This window comes from Nocardia veterana NBRC 100344 (assembly GCF_000308855.1).
GTDB lineage: Bacteria > Actinomycetota > Actinomycetes > Mycobacteriales > Mycobacteriaceae > Nocardia > Nocardia veterana.
The window spans coordinates 18,248-37,584 of the sequence record NZ_BAGM01000008.1; the positions used below are offsets into that span (position 1 = coordinate 18,248).

A 19,337-nucleotide genomic window follows, 5' to 3' on the forward strand; every position below is an offset into this window, starting at 1 on the left:
GCCAGCACACGTGTACGGGGACGACATTGCGTCGGTGCTGATCACCGAGGAGCAGATTCAGGCCAAGGTCGACGAGCTCGCCGAACTGATCGCCAAGCGGTATCCCCCCGATGCGCCCGAAGGCGACCTGCTGCTGGTCGGCGTCCTCAAGGGCGCGATCTTCTTCATGACCGACCTGGCCCAGGCGCTGCCCATCCCCACCCAGATGGAGTTCATGGCCGTCTCCTCGTACGGGTCGTCCACCTCGTCCTCGGGTGTGGTGCGGATTCTCAAGGACCTCGACAAGGACATCGCCGGGCGCAATGTGCTCATCGTCGAGGACATCATCGATTCCGGTCTCACCCTGTCCTGGCTGATGCGCAACCTGTCCAGCCGCAACCCGGCCTCACTCGAGGTCGTGACGTTGCTGCGCAAACCCGATGCGCTGCGCACCCACATCGACGTGGCGCACGTCGGTTTCGACATTCCGAACGAGTTCGTGGTCGGTTACGGCCTGGACTATGCCGAGCGGTACCGCGATCTGCCGTATATCGGCACTCTGGATCCGCGGGTGTACAGCGCCTGAACCGGGCGAGTAGCGGGCGAAACGTCCGAATCCCGCCGGAGTGTGGCGAAGATCACCGTTTGAACATGTGCCCTGCGCAACCGGTATGACCGGAAGTTGCTGGGCGCTCGTATTCGCGCGCAGTGATGCGGGTCGCCTCGACCGAGTCCGTCCACCGCTCGGCATCGCTGCTGGTCATCGGTCCGACTTTGCTGTGATTGTCGGGCCCGTTGAAGGCCGGCTGGTTCGCTGGAGATTGTCCGGGGCGATTGTACTGGGATTATGGCGAAGCCCTATGCTGTCGGTAACAAACCGTTCGGCTGTTTATGACCCTCTATTCAAACTCGAAGGTCTGAACCGGCTGGATTTCCAAGACCGATTCTGATAGCAAGGTGCTATGGACCCGCATTTGCGCGACCTGCGGTACTTCGTCGCCGTCGCTGAGGAACTGCACTTCACCAATGCCGCTCAGCGGCTGCACATCGCTCAACCCACGCTGTCGCGGCAGATCCGTCAGCTCGAGCGTCAGCTCGACGTGGTCCTGTTCGACCGGAACCAGCGCAGCGTGGCGCTGACCGTCGCCGGTAAGGAACTGCTGGAGGGCGCTCGCCGGATTCTGGAGCTGTGGGAGGTCACCAATGTGGCCCTGCAGGAAGCCGGCGAGGTGCTGCGCGTCGGTATCCAGAGCTCGATCGGCCGCGGCCTGATCGCCGAACTGGAGAGCGCCAGCGGGCATCGGCTGGCCCTGCACTCGGCCTCGTGGACCGATCCGTCCAGCGGTCTGTCCGGGCGGCAGGCCGATCTGGCGCTGATGTGGTTGCCGGTTCCCGATTCCGGCCGCTACCGCTGGCAGGTACTGCGCACCGAGCCGCGGTGGGTCCTGCTCCCGGAGAACCATCGCCTGGCCGATCAGGAGAGCATCGACTTCGCCGATCTGATCGACGAGCCGTTCATCGCGATGCCGGCCGAAGCCGGTGCCGCCCGCGACTTCTGGCTCGGCAACGACGCGCGCGCCGGCCGGCAGGCGAAGGTGGGCGGCGAGGCCGCCACCGCCGAGGAACGGCTCGAGGCGGTCAGCCTGGGCCTGGGTGTGTGCCTGCTCGCCGAGAACAATGTGCCGATGTACCGCTGGCCCGGGCTGACCGCCCGCCCGGTCGCCGGCCTGGCGCCGTGCGAACTGGCCATGGTCTGGCGCGCCGACGACGATCGGCCCACCATCCTCGACTTCGCCAATCGCGTTGTCGCCGGTGGGTTTTCCGTCGTCGAAGCCGAGTAGCCGCCGGCCGTCCTCAGGCGCCCGGTGTGCGCTGCCAGGGCTGGGCGGCTTCCAGCTGCGCGGCGAGCCGCAACAGCGTCGACTCGCTTCCCGGCGGGCCGGCCAGTTGGGCCGCCAGCGGCGTCCCGGTGCGCGGATGCCGTCCCATCGGCACGCTCGCCGCGGGCCAGCCGATCAGATTCCACAGCGGTGTGAACGGCGAGAAGCGGACGCTGGCAACGACATTGGCCAGCCAGCCGCGGGCATGCCAGTTCCGCGCCGCGGGCGCCGGTGCGGCCAGGGTCGGGGTGATCACCACATCGTGCTGTTCGAAGAAGTCCAGCATCCGGGCCTCGATCCGGTCGACCTGACCGGCGTGCACCAGACCGGTCCGCAGTACCGCCCGGCCCAGCGCGATGTGCACCCGGGTACGGCGTTGCAGCAGCCGGTGATCGGCGACCGCACCCGCCTCCCGGGCCGCGTTCGCCGGCCAGCGTAACGCCAGTGCCGTGGTGGCGCCCTGATAGGGAAGTTGGGTCGGCGTGACGTCGTGCCCGACCGCATCGGCCAGCCGGGCCGCGGTCCATGCGGCCGCGGTCCAGTGCCGGTCCACGCGGATCAGCGGCGAGGGCGATCCGGCCGCCAGGGCGATCCGCAAGGTGCTCGGCGGCTCCAGATCGGCCAGGGCGGGCCGGTCGGCCAGTACCGACAGCATGAGCGCGGCGTCGGCGACCGTGGTCGCCAGCACCCCGTTCTCGGTCATCCCACCCCAGGAATCGACGCCCACCTGGGACGGAACCACACCCCGTCCCGGCTTGATCCCGAAGACGCCGCAGCAGGCCGCCGGAATCCGGACCGAACCCAGACCGTCGTTGCCGTGCGCGATCGGCACGAGACCGGCACTCACCGCCGCACCCGAACCACCCGACGAACCACCCGCGCTGTAGCGAAGGTTCCACGGCGACCGGACGATTCGGTCCGGGGTGTCGGAAACGCCCCACAGGCCACCCTCCGGCATCTCGGTGAGACCGACGATCACCGCTCCGGCTGCCCGCAGCCGACGCACCACCGGGTGATCCGTTTCCGCCGGGACGCCCGTACCGGCCCGCGACCCCGCCGCGGTGATCTCGCCGGCCACATCGATGTTGTTCTTCACCGCGACCGGAACTCCCGCCAGCGGAAGGATATCCAGATCGGCACGATCGGCCAGGGCGCGACTTTCGGCGCGCGCTCGCTCGTCGCGGACGGTGGTGAAGGCATCGATACGGGCATCGCCCCGGTGGATCCGGTCCAATGCGGTATCGACGATCTGCCCGGCCGTCACGGTACCGTCTCGCACCGCCGCCGCGATCGCCGTCGCGGTGCGCAACGAGGCCGGATCCGGTGCCGGCTCCGCCGCCGTCTCCCCACTCTGCCGCCGGCTCGAATTCGCTTCGGCCGGGGACGAATCCGCCTCGGCCGCAGCCGCATCCGCTGATCTCGAACCGCTGGTCTCGTCTGCGTCCACTGCTACCTCCCGAGCGGCGCGCGTGACGGCGTTCGAAGTCGCGTCGGCAAGTGCGGTGCCCTCGTTGTGCATATGTCAAAGCCCCCGTCGCGTCGTGGTCGATATGGGCTGTTTCGATGTTCTCGCGCAATTATCACTTGCCCCGACCCGCCCCGACGGTGATCACGGGGCGTGGCGAACGCATTCGCGGCCCGAACCGGCGATGGCCGCGGTGCCCGGTGGACACCGCGGCCGGACAGCCGAATTCGAGCGCGCTACTGCGTCCCGCTGCGGACCCGCTCCTCGTAGGCCTTGCGCGCGGCCGAATCCACATCGCCGAGGAAGGCCTGCTGCGCGCCCAGCGCGCGGCCGATCGCATCGCCGACCGCTTGCGGCAGCAAACCGACGACCTGGGAGATCACCCCCGCCACCCGGGTGACCCGAACCTTCGCCTTCGGCTCGACCAGCAGTTCGGCGATGGCCTCGGCGATCTCCTCCGGTTCGGCGGGGCGCAACAGCTTCGGTGCCGTCACACCGGACCCCAGTTCGGTATTGGTCAGTGTCGGCAGCACCGAGGAGAACGACACACCGGTATCGCGATACTCCTCGCGCAGGGTGTCGGTGAAGCCCAGCACTGCGTGCTTGGTGGCGTTGTAGGTCGCCAGTCCCGGGATGTGGGTCTCGCCCGCGAGTGAGGCGATGTTGACGACGTGCCCGCTGCGCCGGGGCAACATGCGGGCCAGTGCCAGCTTCGACCCGAGGATGACGCCGTAGACGTTGATGTCGATGATGCGGCGGGTCAACGCGTCCGGCTCGTCGACCACCCGGCCGGTGGGCATGATGCCGGCGTTGTTGATCAGCACATCGATCGGGCCGAGCTGTCGTTCCACCTCGTCGAGGAAACCGCTGAACGATCGATGGTCGGTGACGTCGAGGACCCCGTAGTAATCGAAATCGTGATCGGTGCCGGACTGTTTGACCGCGGTCTCGTCCACATCGCCGATCGCGATCTTCGCGCCCAGCTGCTGCAACCGGGTCGCGGTCGCCAAACCGATGCCGCGCGCGCCGCCGGTGATGACGACGACCTTGCCGTTGATCTTGCCGAAGTCGGTCACTTCTTCCCTCCGACCGTGTCGAGCACGTCCTTGATACCCAGGCGGCGGATGCCCCGCGCCCCGGCGGCGCGCATCGCGGCGAGCGCGAAACCGAGTTTGGTGGTGTTGTACGGGAACCACAGGAGTTCTTTTTCCTGCGTGGGCAGGATCGGAACGGTGATGGCCTGTTTGCGGCAGTACTTGCGCACGCCGTCGGCACCGCCCCAGCGCGCGCCTACCCCGGACTGCTGCCAGCCGCCCATCGGCAGCGCGAAGCTGAACATGTTGGCGAAGACGTCGTTGATGTTCACCGCGCCCGCGTTCAATTGCCGCGCAACGCGTTCCCCCCGCGCCTTGTCACCGGTCCACACCGATGCGGACAGGCCGTAGATCGAATCATTGGCCAGCCGAACGGCTTCCGCTTCGTCGGCGACCTTCATCACCGGAATGGTCGGGCCGAAGGTCTCCTCGGTCATACACGTCATCGAGTGGTCGACATCGGCGAGGACCGTCGGCTCGTAGAAGGTGCCGACGCCGGTGGCCTTGCCGCCGGTGACGGCTCGGGCGCCCTTGGCGATCGCATCCGCGACATGGTCGGTGACGATGGACTTCTGCGCGTCGTTGGCCAGCGCGCCGACATCGTATTTCGGTTCCCGGCCGTCGGCGCCCTGCCGCAGTTCGCGCACGTGCGCGGCCAACTTCCGAACGAAGGTGTCGTAGACCGGCGCCTCGACGTAGACCCGCTCGACCGAGATACACACCTGGCCCGCGTTGAACAGCCCGCCGAAGGCGATGCCGTAGGCGGCGCGGTCGAGATCGGCGTCGGCGAGCACGATCGCCGGATCCTTACCGCCGAGCTCCAGGCTGTAGGGAATGAGCCGCTCCACACAGGCGGCCGCGATCCGCTTACCGGTCCTGGTCGAGCCGGTGAACTGCACGTAGTCGACATTGTCGACCACCGCGGCGCCGGTCTCCCCGGCCCCGGTGACCACCGCCAGCACCGGCGGCGCACCGATCTCGGCCCAGCCGCGCGCCAGCTCGAGCGCCGACAGCGGCGTGACCTCCGACGGCTTCAGGATCACCGCCGCGCCGGCCGCCAGCGCCGGAATCACATCGATGACCGGCATGGCCAGCGGGAAGTTCCACGGCGTGATCACGCCCACCACCGGATACGGGCGGTAGGCGGTGGTCAACTTCTTCACCCGGGCCAGCGGACTGTGCGGCGACGGATGCTCGTCGGCGAGGAATTTACCGGCGCGACGGGCGTAGTAGCCGGTGAGATCGACCGAGAAGCTCGGATCGATCAGCGCGTCCACCCGGGCCTTGCCGGTCTCGGACTGCAGCACGTCGGCGAGATGATCGGTGTGGTCGATGATCCAGTCCTGCAGCTTCAGCAGCCACTCCTTGCGCCCCTCCGGGCCGATGGCCTCCCATTCGGGTTGGTAGAGCCGCAATTCACGGACCTTGGCGGCCACCGCGTCGGCGGATTCGGCGGGTACGGTGCCCACCACCTCGCCGGTCGCCGGGTTGTGCACCTCGATCTCGGCGGGCGTCGCTGGTTCGGCCGGGGCGGACTCGGTCGCCACGGCCGCGCGCCGACCGTTCGCCGAGGACTTCTCGGCAGCCGCCCGGCCGGTGGTGGCCGGGGCCGATCGGGTGGTGGCGGGTGCTTCCTGCTCGGTGTCGGCCGTCCGGTTCTGCTTCGCGGTGGCCGCGCCTCGCTTCGCGGCGGGCGGGGCCGACTTGTCGGTCGCTCTCGTGCGTTTCGCGGTGGCCGATTTCGCGGTCGATGCCGACTTCGCGGCCGCTTTTTCAGCCGCCGGACGACCGGTGCTCCTGCGGGCGGCCGGCTTATCCGCGCCGGACGATGGACCGGCGGTGGATTCGCCGGGTGACGGTTCGGTATTCGGCACGATGCTGTCTCTCCCCACGTGCGCTGCGCTGCGAACGGTTGACACTGTGAATCACTTCACTGATCTATGATCGTGGCACAACGGGCCTCGCTCTGCTTGGTCTCCGCGGTCAACGATGTGACCGGAATTTGTACTCGAAACACAAACGGAGGTCGGCGATGGCCACAGCACCGTCCGGTGTGGCCGTCCGGCGGTGGATGGCCGATTTCGTCGCCGAAACGCTGCGCGGTGAAGCTCTCGACCGGTTGGTGACCCGGCTGGACGCCGTGATCCTCGACCGGGTTCCGGAACTCACCGACCGAGATATTCGCCGCGACCTCGAATCCAGCACCCGGGCACACGCGTTGGCGGTGCTCGGCGGGCTGACCCAGGACACGATGGACTACTCGGTCCCCGAGCAGGCCCACGCCTTCGCCCGCACCCTCGCCCGGCGCGGCTACGACCTGCGGTTACTGCTGCGGATCTATCACATCGGGCAGGAGGCGGCGATCGACTATCTGACCGATGTGATGGACGAGCGGCGGCTGCCCGAGGAATTCGAGCGTTCGGCGCTGCTGCGGCTGTTCGAGCGGTCGACTCGCTGGATCAACACGTCGGTGGAGGCGCTCACCGACACCTATATGCGCGAACGGGAGCGCGGGCTGCGCGCGGCCCTGAACCAGCGCACCGAGATCGTGCGGGCGCTGCTGTCGGGCGAGGACGTCGACACCGATTACGCCTCGGCGCGACTGGGTTTCCGCCTCAACCAGCGGCACCTCGCGGCCGTGGTCTGGACCGATCCGGACCCGGGACCACAACCGGGTGCGGGGACGTTCGACGGCACCGAAGGCTTCGGCGCCCGACGTCGAGCCGATCGCGGGGCGCAGCGGGGCGGGTACGACGGAATCGGGCTCGATGCCGCCGCCGGGCACCCGGCCCGGGTCGGCGAGCCCGCGGGCGAGGGGGAGTGGGACGATCGGACGGCCGCGACCAGCGACGAACTCGTCCGGCTCGAGCGTGCGGTGACCAGGCTGGCCAACGCCCTCGGCGGCGCGGGCGTCCTCACGGTTCCGGCCGGATCATCGGCGCTGTGGGCCTGGATCGCCGTCGATGCCGACGAGATCGCGATCCCGTCCGATGTCGTCGCCGCACCGGTGCGGGTCGCGCTGGGCGTGCCCGCTACGGGTGCGGCCGGGTTCCGGCAGAGCCACCGCGATGCGCTCGCGGCGCGGCAGGTGGTCGAGCGAGCGGCCGTGGATCTCGGTCGGGTGCTGTCCTACAGCCAGGTGGAAACGGTATATCTGGCCGGCGCCGACCCGGTGGCCATGCGGGCGCTGATCGGTCGGGAACTCGGGTCGCTGGCCGTGGCGGACGCGAACGCGGCGCGGCTGCGCGAAACGCTGCTCGCCTATCTGCGTTGCCATCGCAGTCCGGAGGGTGCGGCGGCGCGCCTGGGCGTGCACAAGAACACGGTGCGCTATCGGATTCAGCGCATCGAGGAATTGCTCGGCCGCCGCGTCGAGGAATGTGGCCTGCGGCTCGAGCTGGCGCTGGAATGTGTCGCGGTCTACGGGGTGTGACCGGCGGAATCGGTTCGGGGCGAACTCGATGCGCTCACACCAGATCGCCGGTGCGGCGCAGCGGCGGTTCGGCCGCCGGCGTCACCGGATGATCGGGTAGTTCCGCCAGCAGTGTGGTGGTCGCCGCGGCCACCGCCGCCACCGCCTTGTCGAAAGCCGGCTTCGTGGCGTACGACAGACCGGTCAGGCCACCCACCCGGCGCACGTATTCCTGTGCGGCAGCGAAGATTTCCTGTTCGGTGGCGCGGGGTTCGAGCCCGCGCAGCACGGTGATGTTGCTACCCATGGCGCCGAGAGTAGCCCTCGGTCGGGGCTTGCGGCGCCCGATGAAACGGCAAATGTGAAAAAAGTGTGTATCGGAATGTGGCGGGATGTCCGGACGCACCGATCCGCGGCCGATTCCCGCGGTGTCCGGCCCGGCTCCGGACCCCCGTCGACACGGCATCGGAAGATAATCGAACCCCGGCCCGGCCGATGCGACACAATCGGAACCATGGCTGCCCGCGACATGCCGACCCTGACCACCTTCCCCTATCCGGAACTGGACGAGCGCGAGGACGATCACTGGTCCGGCGCCCAGGTTTCCGACGACGAATTGCGCGCTCTGTCCCTCGGCGCCTTCTATTCCGCCCGGTGGGACGCCTTCCACGACGCTCTGCTGCTCGGCCCCGAACGCGAACATCCACTGGGCGACCGGCGCGAGCTGGCCATCGACACCCTGACCGGGGCGTGGGGGATCACCGACGGCACCGAGGCGATGGCCTCGATGGAGCAACTGCTGGAGGGCATGCACGCGCCGCTGTACGCGCTGGTCCATCCGCTGGTGATGGCGGCGGTCAACTCGCCCGAGCGGGATCGCTTCGGTGAGCGCGCCGACCGGCACCGCGCCTTCCTGCGGCAGGTCGGGTCGTTTCGGGGGATGGACAATCCGGAAGCTCTGGTCCGCGATTACGACATCTGGTCGCAGGCGATCAAACTCGACCTCACCGGCCATCTGGTGCAGCCGCTGCCGGCCGATATCCAGGCCTGGGATCTGGCCCGGGTGGTCGCGGTGGCCCGGATGGCGTTCACCGCGGGCTATCTCGAGGCCGATGCGGCCTGGGATTACGTGATGCGCGCCCTACCCGCGGCGCAGAAGCGCTACCGCAACTGGCGGCAGTTCGGCGACGCCTACCTCACGGGCTGGACCTATTGGCAGGCGTGCGAGGACCTGGCGGAACTGAAATCGGGCGGGATCGACCGCCGGCTCGAGCTGGTTCGGCTGTGGATGCGCCCGACCAGCCCGTGGCGCCGGATCACCCTGCAGGGCGAGTAGCGGGCGATCAGTCGGGGAGCGAGCGCAGGATCCCGCGGCCGTAGCGCTGGAACTGCGCATCGTCGACCATCGCCAGCGAATGCCGCTCGACCAGCAGTTCCCACTCCGAATACAGCTGGGCCACCCCGGGATCCGGCGGCGCCACCGCGCCGTCGGCCGATTCCCGCTGAATCGCGAAGTTGACCGCGCCGACGATGCGGTCGGTATCGGCCCGATCGGTGCCGAGGAAGCGCAGCGTCGTATTGCCGTCGGTCAGATCGATGCCGTATTCGCCCTCGGGCTCGTCGCCGGTTCCCTTCCCGACCTCGGCCGAGATCAACGCCGATACCGGCATCTCGTGGGCGTATCGGGGGGTTGACCCGATCGACAGGAACAGCACCCGCCCGGTGGTGACGGCCAGGAGTCCGCGCCCCCGGCCGGCCGGGGGCACGGCGGTGACGAGAGCCGTCTCGAGCATGAATTCGTCGGGAGTGACCATCGAATGCAGCGCGCTCGCGGCCGAGCGGGTCTCGCGCCGCGGCGCCATCCGGCGCACGGCCCGATCCACATCGGCCCGGGTGGGGCCGGATCGACCCCAGACCGGGGCGGGCGGAACCAGATCCGGTGCCGCCATGTCGATACGTTGAGTGGCCAGGATCTGGGAGTTGATCCGCTCCACGATCACGGTGGCGGCCGGCACGTCGTGCTCGGCGATCAGTACCGGAAGCGGGGTGCGGTCGGCCGGAACGCCGGTGAGGACCGGACTGGGATAACGCAGATAGATCTCGATCACGACGGCGTCGTCGGCGCGCCGGTTCAGCCGGACCTTGAGCAGGTCCGACACCGGAACGTCGAGCACCCGCTCGCCGTCGGTGCCCGGCCGCAGGACCTGTAGCCGCCCGCCGCCGTGGCGCAGAATCGCCGTGGGTGTCCGTAGCTCGACTATGTCCATACCCCCTGCGTTCGTCCTGTGTTGTCGCTCACAATAGGTCGTGCATGCCATGATTGGGACCACTTGGACGGACACCGCGAGGTGATCGCCCGATAGGTCGGGAACCACCTGCGTTCTCCGACCGTTTACCTGTTGAACTGCATCAGCTGCCGAACTGCGCGATGTATCGAGTAGACCGTACGCGGTAACGTGGCTTGTCCGCATCCGTTCTGCCCGACCCGGTCGGTGCCGGTATGGATACGGCCCCGCCCGACGCATAGTAGGCATACACCGGAAACACCGGAAAGGACTGGCCCGCCGGCCGACGCTCTATGAACCGCAAGACAGTGTTTCGCAACCTGGCCATAGTCGCGGGCATCCTGCTCGTGATCTATCTGGTCAGCTACTTCAGCAACGACACGCGCGGCTGGAAGAACGTCGATACCTCGGTGGCGCTCACCCAGCTTGCCGACAAGCAGAACGTCAAGCAGGTGCAGATCGATGACAAAGAGCAGCAGCTGCGCATCACCCTGAAACAGGGCAACGACGCCACCGACGGCCAGACCCAGATCATGGCCAAGTACCCCGGCGGCAGCGAGGTCTCGGCGCAGATCCTCAAGGACGTGCAACAGTCCGGCGCGCCGTACAACACGGCGGTCAAACAGGACAGCTGGTTCACCCAGGTGCTGCTGTTCGTCCTGCCGATGGTGATTCTGCTCGGCCTGTTCGTCTTCGTGATGGCGCGGATGCAGGGCGGTGGCCGCGGCGGCATGATGGGCTTCGGCAAATCCAAGGCCAAACAGCTGTCGAAGGATATGCCCAAGACCACGTTCGCCGATGTGGCCGGCGCCGACGAGGCCGTCGAAGAGCTGTACGAGATCAAGGACTTCCTGCAGAACCCGGCCCGCTATCAGGCGCTGGGCGCCAAGATCCCCAAGGGTGTGCTGCTCTACGGCCCGCCCGGAACCGGTAAGACGCTGCTGGCCCGCGCGGTCGCCGGTGAGGCCGGGGTGCCGTTCTTCACCATCTCCGGTTCGGACTTCGTCGAGATGTTCGTCGGTGTCGGCGCCTCCCGGGTGCGCGACCTGTTCGACCAGGCCAAGCAGAACAGCCCCTGCATCATCTTCGTCGACGAGATCGACGCGGTCGGCCGCCAGCGCGGCGCGGGCCTCGGTGGTGGGCACGACGAGCGCGAGCAGACGCTGAACCAGCTGCTGGTCGAGATGGACGGATTCGGCGACCGCACCGGTGTGATCATCATCGCGGCCACCAACCGGCCCGACATCCTGGACCCGGCGTTGCTGCGTCCGGGCCGTTTCGATCGCCAGATCCCGGTCGGCAATCCGGATCTCGCCGGTCGGCGCGCGATCCTGCGCGTGCATTCACAGGGCAAGCCGATCGCGCCCGATGCCGACCTGGACGGCCTCGCCAAGCGGACCGTCGGCATGTCGGGTGCCGATCTGGCCAACGTGATCAATGAGGCGGCGCTGCTCACCGCGCGTGAGCACGGCAACGTCATCACCGGTCCGGCGCTGGAGGAATCGGTCGACCGCGTGATCGGCGGCCCGCGGCGCAAGAGCCGGATCATCAGCGAGCACGAGAAGAAGATCACCGCCTACCACGAGGGCGGCCATACCCTCGCCGCCTGGGCGATGCCGGATATCGAGCCCGTCTACAAGGTCACGATCCTGGCCCGCGGTCGCACCGGCGGTCACGCCATGACCGTGCCCGAGGACGACAAGGGCCTGATGACGCGCTCGGAGATGATCGCCCGCCTCGTGATGGCGATGGGCGGCCGGGCGGCCGAGGAGTTGGTCTTCCACGAGCCGACCACCGGCGCCTCCTCCGATATCGACCAGGCCACCAAGATCGCCCGCGCGATGGTCACCGAATACGGCATGAGCGCGCGGCTGGGCGCGGTGCGCTACGGCCAGGAACAGGGTGATCCGTTCCTCGGTCGCACGATGGGCACCGCGTCGGACTACTCGCACGAGGTCGCCCGCGAGATCGACGAGGAGGTGCGCAACCTCATCGAGGCCGCGCACACCGAGGCCTGGGCGATCCTCAACGAGTACCGCGACGAGCTCGACGCCCTGGCCAGTGCCCTGCTGGAGCGGGAGACGCTGCACCGCAAGGATCTCGAACAGGTGCTGGCGACCGTGGACAAGCGGCCGCGCATCACGGCGTTCAACGACTTCGGCGAGCGGGTGCCGTCCGATCGGCCGCCGGTGAAGACCCCGCGCGAGCTGGCCGCCGAACGCGGCGAGCCGTGGCCCGACGAGGACGAGACCCGCAAGTCCGGTCAGCCTGCGCCGCAGCCGGTGCCGGCCAACGGCTACCCCCATCCGCAGGAGGGGTATCGCAACCCGACCCCGGCGTACGGCTACCCGGCGCCGCAGCCCGGTGGCTATCAGCGCCCGGCAGCCGGCCCCGGATATCCGCGGCAGGGCACCCACGGGTCCCGTCCCGATTACGGCGCTCCGGCCGGCTGGTCGGCCCCGGGCTGGCCGCCGCAGGAGGACTCGTCCGCGGGCGGGGCGCAGCAGCCGGAATACGGCGGCGGATACGGCGGCCCGCAAGGGTACGGCGATCCGCAGCGTTACGGTGGCGGCCACCGGCGAACCGAGTGGTCCGGCGATCAGGAGGGCTCGCCGCAGAACGGCACCCAGGATCACGACGAATGGAACGGACCGAACAGCCGGCGCTGACCGCCTGCGATTAGGCTCGACGGTCGGATGCGGCGGGAGAGCCCGGCGCATCCCGCGGCGGGCGGTTACCGCCGCGAACCGCGCTCTCGGCGCGTTGATTACGTGATTGTGTGGAGGTGTCCTCGAATGTCGGCCAACAACAGCGCTCCCGCTGGGTCCGATTCGGCGTCCACGGGTGTCTCCGTGGCCACGGAGGCGCCTGCCCTGGTCGCGTTGAGTACCGGACGACCGTTCGACCAGGACCGCGCCGAGGCCGCCGTACGGGAATTGCTGATCGCGGTCGGTGAGGACCCGGATCGCCCCGGCCTGCTCGACACTCCCGCCCGGGTTGCCCGGGCCTATCGGGAGATGTTCGCCGGGCTGTACGTGGAGCCCGATTCGGTGTTGAACACAACCTTCGACGAGGGACATCAGGAACTCGTGCTGGTCCGCGACATCCCGATGTACTCCACCTGCGAGCACCACCTGGTGTCCTTTCACGGGGTCGCCCACGTCGGCTATATTCCCGGCCCGCAGGGCCGCGTGACCGGCCTTTCGAAACTGGCCCGCCTCGTCGATCTGTACGCCAAGCGGCCGCAGGTGCAGGAGCGGCTGACCAGCCAGATCGCCGACGCGGTGATGCGCAAACTGGATCCGCGCGGTGCGATCGTGGTGGTCGAGGCCGAACATCTCTGCATGGCGATGCGCGGTATCCGCAAGCCCGGCGCGAGCACCACCACCTCCGCGGTGCGCGGGCTGTTGCAGACCAACGCGTCCTCGCGCGCCGAGGCGCTCGACCTGATCCTGCGCAAGTGAGCGGTCGCCCATGAGCCCATTGATCACGCCGCGGGACGGCCGTTCGTGTGTGGTGATGGGCGTGGTGAACGTCACCAGCGACTCGTTCTCCGACGGCGGCCGCTACCTGGACCCGGCCCTCGCGGTGGCGCACGGGATCCGGCTGTACGAGGCGGGCGCCGACATCATCGATGTCGGCGGGGAATCCACCCGGCCGGGTGCGGTGCGCATCGATCCCGAGACCGAGGCGGCACGCGTGGTTCCGGTGATTCGTGGCCTGGTCGAAGCCGGGGTGCCGACCAGCGTCGACACCATGCGCGCCGGGGTGGCGGCGGCGGCGATCGAGGCCGGGGTGAGTGTCGTCAACGACGTCTCCGGTGGCCGCGCCGACGCGGATATGGTGAAAGTCGTTGCGGCGGCCCAGATCCCGTGGATCCTGATGCACTGGCGAGCCAACGCCGACCATCGTCACCTCGGTCCGGCCGAACAGTACGACGATGTGGTGCGCGAGGTGCTGGCGGAACTGTCGGCCCAGGTCGATCTCGCGATGGCGGCCGGCGTCCATCCCGATCGCCTGGTGCTGGACCCGGGCCTCGGATTCGCCAAGAACGCCGAACACAACTGGGCACTGCTGGGTGCCCTCCCGGAACTGACGGCCCAGGGTCTGCCGATTCTGGTCGGCGCCTCACGCAAGCGTTTCCTGGGTTCGTTGCTCGGCGACGCCGCCGGCCCGCGCCCGCCGGACGGGCGCGAGGTCGCCACCGCGACGATTTCCGCCCTCGCCGCCGAACACGGCGCCTGGGGCGTGCGCGTGCACGATGTGCGGTCCTCACTCGACGCCATCGCAGTCGCGGATGCATGGCGGCGAGCCGCCGATCGAGAACAGCGGCGAGCCGCCGATCGAGCCGCCGAACAGGGACGTTCACACAGTCAGGGGAGCCGGTGAGTACCGATCGCATCGAGCTGCGCGGCCTGCGCGCCTACGGTCATCACGGCTGCTTCGATTTCGAGCGCCGCGACGGTCAGGAATTCGTCGTGGATCTCACGTTGTGGCTGGATTTCGCGAAGGCGGCCGCCACCGACGAGCTGTCGGCGACCGTGGACTACGGCGAGTTGGCGCAGCGGGCCGTCGCGATCGTCTCCGGGCCGCCCCGCAATTTGATCGAGACGGTCGCCGCCGAAATCGCCGACGACGTGATGCGGGACGAGCGGGTCGCCGCGGCCGAGGTGGTCGTGCACAAGCCCGCCGCGCCGATTCCGCACACCTTCGCCGATGTCCGGGTGGTGGCCACCCGGCGTCGGGATTCGGCAACCGGGCCGGGGGTAGCCGGATGAGCCGTGCGGTGTTGTCGATCGGATCGAACCTGGGGGATCGGTTCGCCCATCTCCGCAGCGTGGTCGAGGCGCTGGAGCCGCAGTTGGTGGCGGTGTCGTCGGTCTACTCCACGCCGCCGTGGGGTGGCGTGCCGCAGGAGAACTATCTCAATGCCGTGCTGGTGGTCGAGGATTCCGCCCTGGGGCCGCGCGATTGGCTCGAACGCGGGCAGGAATTGGAGCAGCGCGCCGGACGGGTTCGCGAGATCCGCTGGGGGGCACGGACTCTCGATGTCGACGTGGTGTGGTGCGCGGTGCCGCGCGCCGACGGTCCGCATCCGGTGGTCAGTACCGATCCCACTCTGACGCTGCCGCATCCGCAGGCGCACAATCGCGCGTTCGTCCTGATCCCGTGGCTGGAGATCGAGCCGGAGGCGACGTTGGCGGTCGGTGGCCGGGTGCGCCCGATCCGCGAGCTGCTGGCCGAACTCGATCTCGCCGAAATCGATGGTGTGCGGGCCACCGAACTGTCGCTGCACGCGACCGATCGATGAACGGTGAGCGGGCATGAATGTGATGCGGCCGACCAAGGTCTTGGACCTGCTCGCGAACGTGGCGATCGCCGCGGCGGTGGCGTGGGTGGCGACCCGGTGGTCCTACTCCAGTTTTCCGCCGATCACGGTGATCGCGGGTGCCTCGCTGTATCCGGTGGCCGCGCTGGAGGCGGTGCTGGCCTTCGTGATCCGCGCCCGGGTGGGTGATCAGCGCATCGGCGACGGGCCCAAGCAGTTGCATCCGATCACCGCGGCTCGTGCGGTCGCGTTGGCGAAGGCTTCCGCGCAGGTCGGTTCGCTGGCGGCGGGGGTCTGGCTCGGCTTCCTGATCTGGGTGCTGCCGCAGCGCTCGCAGGTGCGAGCGGCGGCCGCGGATACTCCCGGTGCGATCGTCGGTCTGGTGGCCGGTGTGGTGCTGGTGGCGGCGGCGTTGTGGCTGGAGTATTGCTGTCGCGCGCCACACGAACCACCAGACGAACCAGCTACCCCATAGCTATCACTGTTCACTGAGGTTCCGAGGTGGCTGCGAGCCGAAATCCGCTATTCGAGCTACCCTTGCGGGCATGGTTTCACCCTCCCGTAGCAGTGCTTCCCCGCGACAGCGGGACAACGCGGGAAAAATCGTCGTCGGCGTATTAATTCTGCTCGGTCTGATTGCCAGTGTGTTTCTGATTTTCAGTGACAACGTGCAGTTGGTCCGGGTCGGTTTGGTCGCGGCCCTGTGGGCTGCCGCGGTGGCCGCGTTGGCGGCGACCCGCTATCGCCGAGATGCGGCGATCGATCAGGCCAAGGCGCGTGACCTGCAGAAGGTCTACGAGCTTCAGCTCGAACGCGAGATCACCGCGCGCCGCGAATACGAACTCGGCGTCGAATCGCGAGTGCGTCGCGAAGTGGGTGCGGATGCGGCTGAACTGGCCGCGCTGCGCAGCGAGCTCGCGGTGCTCCGGCAAAGTCTGCAACGGCTCTTCGAGGGCGACCTGCTGGTCGATCGACCGGCTCTGCGTGCGGAGGTGGTGCGGGTGCAGGAGCTGACCCGTGCGACCGTGGCGAACGGTAGCTCGCAGGAAACCGACAACTGGGACGCGTGGAGCGCGCCGGCCGTTCCGCTGCACGTGGTCGCGCCGATCTTCGATCCCGATCATCCCGAGCCCCCGGCCTTCGCCAGCCCGTACGACGACCCGGTGACGGCGGAAACGGCGGTGGTGTCGGCGGATACGCCGGCCGAGGGCGACGAGCCCGATGAATCCAGCGACGCGAAGGCAGCAGCCCCGGACTCGCCCGATGCCGCGTCGGACGCCGCGGCGACCGAGCCGGACGGGGCCGAATCCTCCGAGACGGCGGAAGCGGCGACCTCCCGAACTCCGGGGCAGCCGGGAACGGACGGTGCGTCGAATTCGAAAGCCGGTGGTGATGCGGCCGAATCCGTCACGGCATCCGCGGTGCCTCGGCTGGCTCCCGTGCAACCGGCGACGACGATGGGGACCGCCGGTTCTCGGCGCCGCCGGCATGCCGATTCGGATGGGGACCATCGCGGCCGCAAGCTGACCGTCGCGGAGATCATGGCGAATCTGCGTTCGGAGCAGAACGGCGCCCAGTGATTCCCGGAAACGGTGGCTTGAAACCTGTTGCATGTAACACGCAGTATCGGTAACTTTCGGTGTAGGAGCACGCGAAGGAGACACCGAAGATGCTGTCCACTGCCGTAAAGAACACCTCGGTCGATCCCGAATATCACGAGATCCTGCGCGGTCTGTCCGAGGGATCGGTGCACAAGAATTTCGACCCGTATGTCGATATCGACTGGGACTCACCGGAATTCGCGGTCGACCCGACCGATACCCGCTGGATCATGCCCGAGGAGGACCCGCTCGGTCGTCATCCCTGGTACAAGGCGCAGCCGGTGGAACGGCAGATCGCGATGGGTATGTGGCGGCAGGCCGGAATCGCCAAGGTCGGCCTGGATTTCGAGCAGCTGCTGATCCGCGGGCTGATGCAGTACCTGGTCTCGGTGCCCAACGGTGACCCGGAGTTCCGCTACGTGACCCATGAAGCGGCCGAAGAGTGCAACCACACGATGATGTTCCAGGAGATGATCAACCGCATCGGCGAGGATGTGGTCGGCATGGGCACCATCGACCGCAAGCTGACGATGATCATCTGGCCGGCCGTGAAGTACTTCCCGGAACTGTTCTTCACGATGGTCCTCGGCGGCGAGGAGCCGATCGACCACCTGCAGAAGTCGCTGCTGCGCGGGGGAACGGATCTGCACCCGATGGTGCAGCGGGTGATGCAGATCCACGTGGCCGAGGAGGCCCGCCACATCTCCTTCGCGCACGAGTACCTGCGCCGCAACGTGCCCGGTATGAACCCGGCCATGAAATTCGTGCTGTCGCTGCTGTTCCCGACCGCGATGCGGATCATGCTCGACATGATCATGACTCCGCCGAAGGAATTCGTGGAGAAGTTCGACATCCCGGCCGAGGTAATGCGCGAAGCGTACTGGAGCAGCCCGAAATCCCAGGCCACCATGCGCGGTGTCTTCGGCGACGTGCGTGCCCTCGCCACCGCCAGCGGCCTGATGAACCCGGTCGCGAAGCTCGCCTGGCGCCTGCTCGGCATCGACGGCCCGGCCTCCCGCTACCGCAGCGAACCGGACCGCAAGGTCGCCTGACCCCACCCACCGAAAACTGAACAGCCCCTCCGGTCGAGGTACACGTCCACGAGACGGATACCTCGGCCGGTCTCGGCCCAGGGGGCCGAGACCCGCCGCAGCGAAGCGGAGGCAAAAGGCACTGAGGTAAATATCACGCGCCCCCGCTCTGGTAGCGCCCCCGGTCACTCCCTATTCTCGACTCGTAACGTCCGGTACCCGCCAAGCGGGACTGGAACGCCTTCCGAGAGGACAACGGTGACCTCCGATTTTTCGCGGCCCGACGAGGCCGGTTCATCGCGCCCCGCCGCGCCCGCGGTTCCGGGGTCTTCGGCTGTCCCCGATGCCGATCCTGCTCCCGCTCGCCTGACGGTGGGCATTGTTTCCGCAGGCAGGGTGGGTTCGGCGCTGGGTGTCGCGTTGGAGCGAGCCGGGCATGTGGTGTTCGGTGTCTCGGCGATTTCCGATGCTTCCCGGCACCGGGCTCGCACGCGTCTACCGGAGTCGCAGATTCTGTCGCCGGAGGAGATCGCGGCCCGTAGCGAACTGCTGATTCTGGCTGTTCCGGATGACGAGTTGGCGGGTCTGGTGGCAGGTTTGGCCGCGGCGAAGGTGGTTCGTCCCGGGACGATCGTGGCGCACACCTCGGGCGCGAACGGGGTGGCGGTGTTGTCGCCGCTGGCCGATATTCGGCCGCTGGCGATTCATCCCGCGATGACGTTCACCGGGCACGACGAGGACACCGCCCGGCTGGCCAACGCCTGTTTCGGCATCACCGCGGCCGACGAGATCGGTTACGCGATCGCCCAGTCGCTGGTGATCGAGATGGGTGGGGAACCGGTGCGGGTTCCGGAGGAGAATCGCGCGCTGTATCACGCGGCCCTCGCGCACGGCAGTAATCACCTGGTCACCCTGATCGTGGATGCGGTCGCCGCGTTGCGATCGGCCTTGGCCGGTCCGGGGTTGCTGGGGCAGCCGGTGGTGGACGATCAGCCCAACGGTTTGGCGGAGCGGATGCTGGCGCCGCTGGCCTCGGCGGCCCTGGACAATGCGTTGCGGCGTGGGTTGCCCGCATTGACCGGTCCGGTGGCGCGTGGTGACGCTCCCGCGGTCTCGGCTCATCTGGAGGCGCTGGCCTCGGTCGATGCGGAGCTGGCCGCGGGGTACCGCGCGATGTCGCTGCGGACCGCGCAGCTGGCCCGGACGAATCCCGATCTGATCGGTCTGCTGGAGGGACACTGATGTCGAATTCGCGCGTGCG

General features: G+C 68.3%; 19 protein-coding genes. 14 read left to right on the forward strand and 5 right to left on the reverse strand.

The features are described from left to right. Nucleotides 1-10: 10 nt before the first annotated feature. The gene (gene hpt, locus ON37_RS01890; protein WP_040715817.1) at nucleotides 11-565 is read left to right on the forward strand and encodes a hypoxanthine phosphoribosyltransferase; all 555 of its coding nucleotides are present in this window, start codon (nucleotides 11-13) and stop codon (nucleotides 563-565) included. A 376-nt stretch (nucleotides 566-941) separates the two neighbouring features. Continuing rightward, a complete protein-coding gene (locus ON37_RS01895) occupies nucleotides 942-1,820 on the forward strand; it encodes a LysR family transcriptional regulator (protein WP_040715820.1) in 879 nt (292 codons plus the stop codon). Between the two features lie 13 nt (nucleotides 1,821-1,833). On the opposite strand, the gene ON37_RS01900 is transcribed toward ON37_RS01895, so the two are convergent. The 3 genes from ON37_RS01900 to ON37_RS01910 all read right to left on the reverse strand — a co-directional run bounded on the left by ON37_RS01900 (nucleotide 1,834) and on the right by ON37_RS01910 (nucleotide 5,965). Further along, nucleotides 1,834-3,168 (reverse strand): amidase, encoded by a 1,335-nt coding sequence (locus ON37_RS01900; RefSeq protein WP_040716034.1) that lies wholly within the window; start codon nucleotides 3,166-3,168, stop codon nucleotides 1,834-1,836. A 392-nt stretch (nucleotides 3,169-3,560) separates the two neighbouring features. Then, nucleotides 3,561-4,400, reverse strand: a complete 840-nt coding sequence (locus ON37_RS01905) for an SDR family oxidoreductase (RefSeq protein WP_040715825.1) — start codon at nucleotides 4,398-4,400, stop codon at nucleotides 3,561-3,563. After that, nucleotides 4,397-5,965: an aldehyde dehydrogenase family protein gene (locus ON37_RS01910; protein WP_051031046.1), complete on the reverse strand. Its 1,569-nt coding sequence runs from the start codon at nucleotides 5,963-5,965 to the stop codon at nucleotides 4,397-4,399. The genes ON37_RS01905 and ON37_RS01910 overlap by 4 nt, the downstream gene beginning before the upstream one ends. A gap of 73 nt (nucleotides 5,966-6,038) precedes the next feature. Between ON37_RS01910 and ON37_RS01915 the strand changes: the two genes are divergently transcribed. Continuing rightward, nucleotides 6,039-6,362, forward strand: coding sequence for a hypothetical protein (locus tag ON37_RS01915; protein ID WP_157171324.1), 324 nt, complete (start codon nucleotides 6,039-6,041; stop codon nucleotides 6,360-6,362). Nucleotides 6,363-6,450: 88 nt separating this feature from the next. After that, a complete protein-coding gene (locus tag ON37_RS33390; RefSeq protein ID WP_051031047.1) occupies nucleotides 6,451-7,851 on the forward strand; it encodes a helix-turn-helix domain-containing protein in 1,401 nt (466 codons plus the stop codon). 34 nt (nucleotides 7,852-7,885) lie between these two features. Here the strand turns inward: ON37_RS33390 and ON37_RS01930 are convergent, their stop codons facing one another. Beyond that, nucleotides 7,886-8,137: a DUF2277 domain-containing protein gene (locus ON37_RS01930; protein ID WP_040715832.1), complete on the reverse strand. Its 252-nt coding sequence runs from the start codon at nucleotides 8,135-8,137 to the stop codon at nucleotides 7,886-7,888. Nucleotides 8,138-8,344: 207 nt separating this feature from the next. On the opposite strand from ON37_RS01930, the gene ON37_RS01935 reads away from it, so the two are divergent. Then, nucleotides 8,345-9,166, forward strand: a complete 822-nt coding sequence (locus ON37_RS01935) for a DUF1266 domain-containing protein (RefSeq protein ID WP_245552931.1) — start codon at nucleotides 8,345-8,347, stop codon at nucleotides 9,164-9,166. Between the two features lie 7 nt (nucleotides 9,167-9,173). Here the strand turns inward: ON37_RS01935 and ON37_RS01940 are convergent, their stop codons facing one another. Continuing rightward, on the reverse strand, nucleotides 9,174-10,097 hold the full coding sequence (locus ON37_RS01940) for a hypothetical protein (RefSeq protein ID WP_040715835.1): 924 nt from the start codon (nucleotides 10,095-10,097) through the stop codon (nucleotides 9,174-9,176). A 311-nt stretch (nucleotides 10,098-10,408) separates the two neighbouring features. Between ON37_RS01940 and ftsH the strand changes: the two genes are divergently transcribed. The 9 genes from ftsH to ON37_RS01985 all read left to right on the forward strand — a co-directional run bounded on the left by ftsH (nucleotide 10,409) and on the right by ON37_RS01985 (nucleotide 19,318). Beyond that, complete coding sequence (ftsH, locus tag ON37_RS01945) at nucleotides 10,409-12,784, forward strand: ATP-dependent zinc metalloprotease FtsH (RefSeq protein ID WP_040715838.1); 2,376 nt, start codon at nucleotides 10,409-10,411, stop codon at nucleotides 12,782-12,784. Between the two features lie 126 nt (nucleotides 12,785-12,910). After that, complete coding sequence (gene folE / locus ON37_RS01950; protein ID WP_040715841.1) at nucleotides 12,911-13,579, forward strand: GTP cyclohydrolase I FolE; 669 nt, start codon at nucleotides 12,911-12,913, stop codon at nucleotides 13,577-13,579. 10 nt (nucleotides 13,580-13,589) lie between these two features. After that, a complete protein-coding gene (gene folP, locus ON37_RS01955) occupies nucleotides 13,590-14,504 on the forward strand; it encodes a dihydropteroate synthase (RefSeq protein ID WP_083892647.1) in 915 nt (304 codons plus the stop codon). Next, a complete protein-coding gene (gene folB, locus ON37_RS01960) occupies nucleotides 14,501-14,893 on the forward strand; it encodes a dihydroneopterin aldolase (RefSeq protein ID WP_040715844.1) in 393 nt (130 codons plus the stop codon). Before folP ends, folB begins: the two co-directional genes overlap by 4 nt. Further along, entirely contained in the window at nucleotides 14,890-15,426 is a 537-nt protein-coding gene (folK, locus tag ON37_RS01965; RefSeq protein WP_040715847.1) for a 2-amino-4-hydroxy-6-hydroxymethyldihydropteridine diphosphokinase, read from the forward strand. Before folB ends, folK begins: the two co-directional genes overlap by 4 nt. A 22-nt stretch (nucleotides 15,427-15,448) precedes the next feature. Further along, the gene (locus ON37_RS01970; RefSeq protein WP_210741052.1) at nucleotides 15,449-15,919 is read left to right on the forward strand and encodes a DUF3180 domain-containing protein; all 471 of its coding nucleotides are present in this window, start codon (nucleotides 15,449-15,451) and stop codon (nucleotides 15,917-15,919) included. Between the two features lie 70 nt (nucleotides 15,920-15,989). Then, nucleotides 15,990-17,024, forward strand: a complete 1,035-nt coding sequence (locus ON37_RS01975; protein WP_210741000.1) for a DUF6779 domain-containing protein — start codon at nucleotides 15,990-15,992, stop codon at nucleotides 17,022-17,024. 89 nt (nucleotides 17,025-17,113) lie between these two features. Beyond that, the gene (locus ON37_RS01980; RefSeq protein ID WP_040715852.1) at nucleotides 17,114-18,097 is read left to right on the forward strand and encodes an AurF N-oxygenase family protein; all 984 of its coding nucleotides are present in this window, start codon (nucleotides 17,114-17,116) and stop codon (nucleotides 18,095-18,097) included. 237 nt (nucleotides 18,098-18,334) lie between these two features. Then, nucleotides 18,335-19,318 (forward strand): Rossmann-like and DUF2520 domain-containing protein, encoded by a 984-nt coding sequence (locus ON37_RS01985; RefSeq protein ID WP_083892649.1) that lies wholly within the window; start codon nucleotides 18,335-18,337, stop codon nucleotides 19,316-19,318. Nucleotides 19,319-19,337 lie beyond the last annotated feature (19 nt).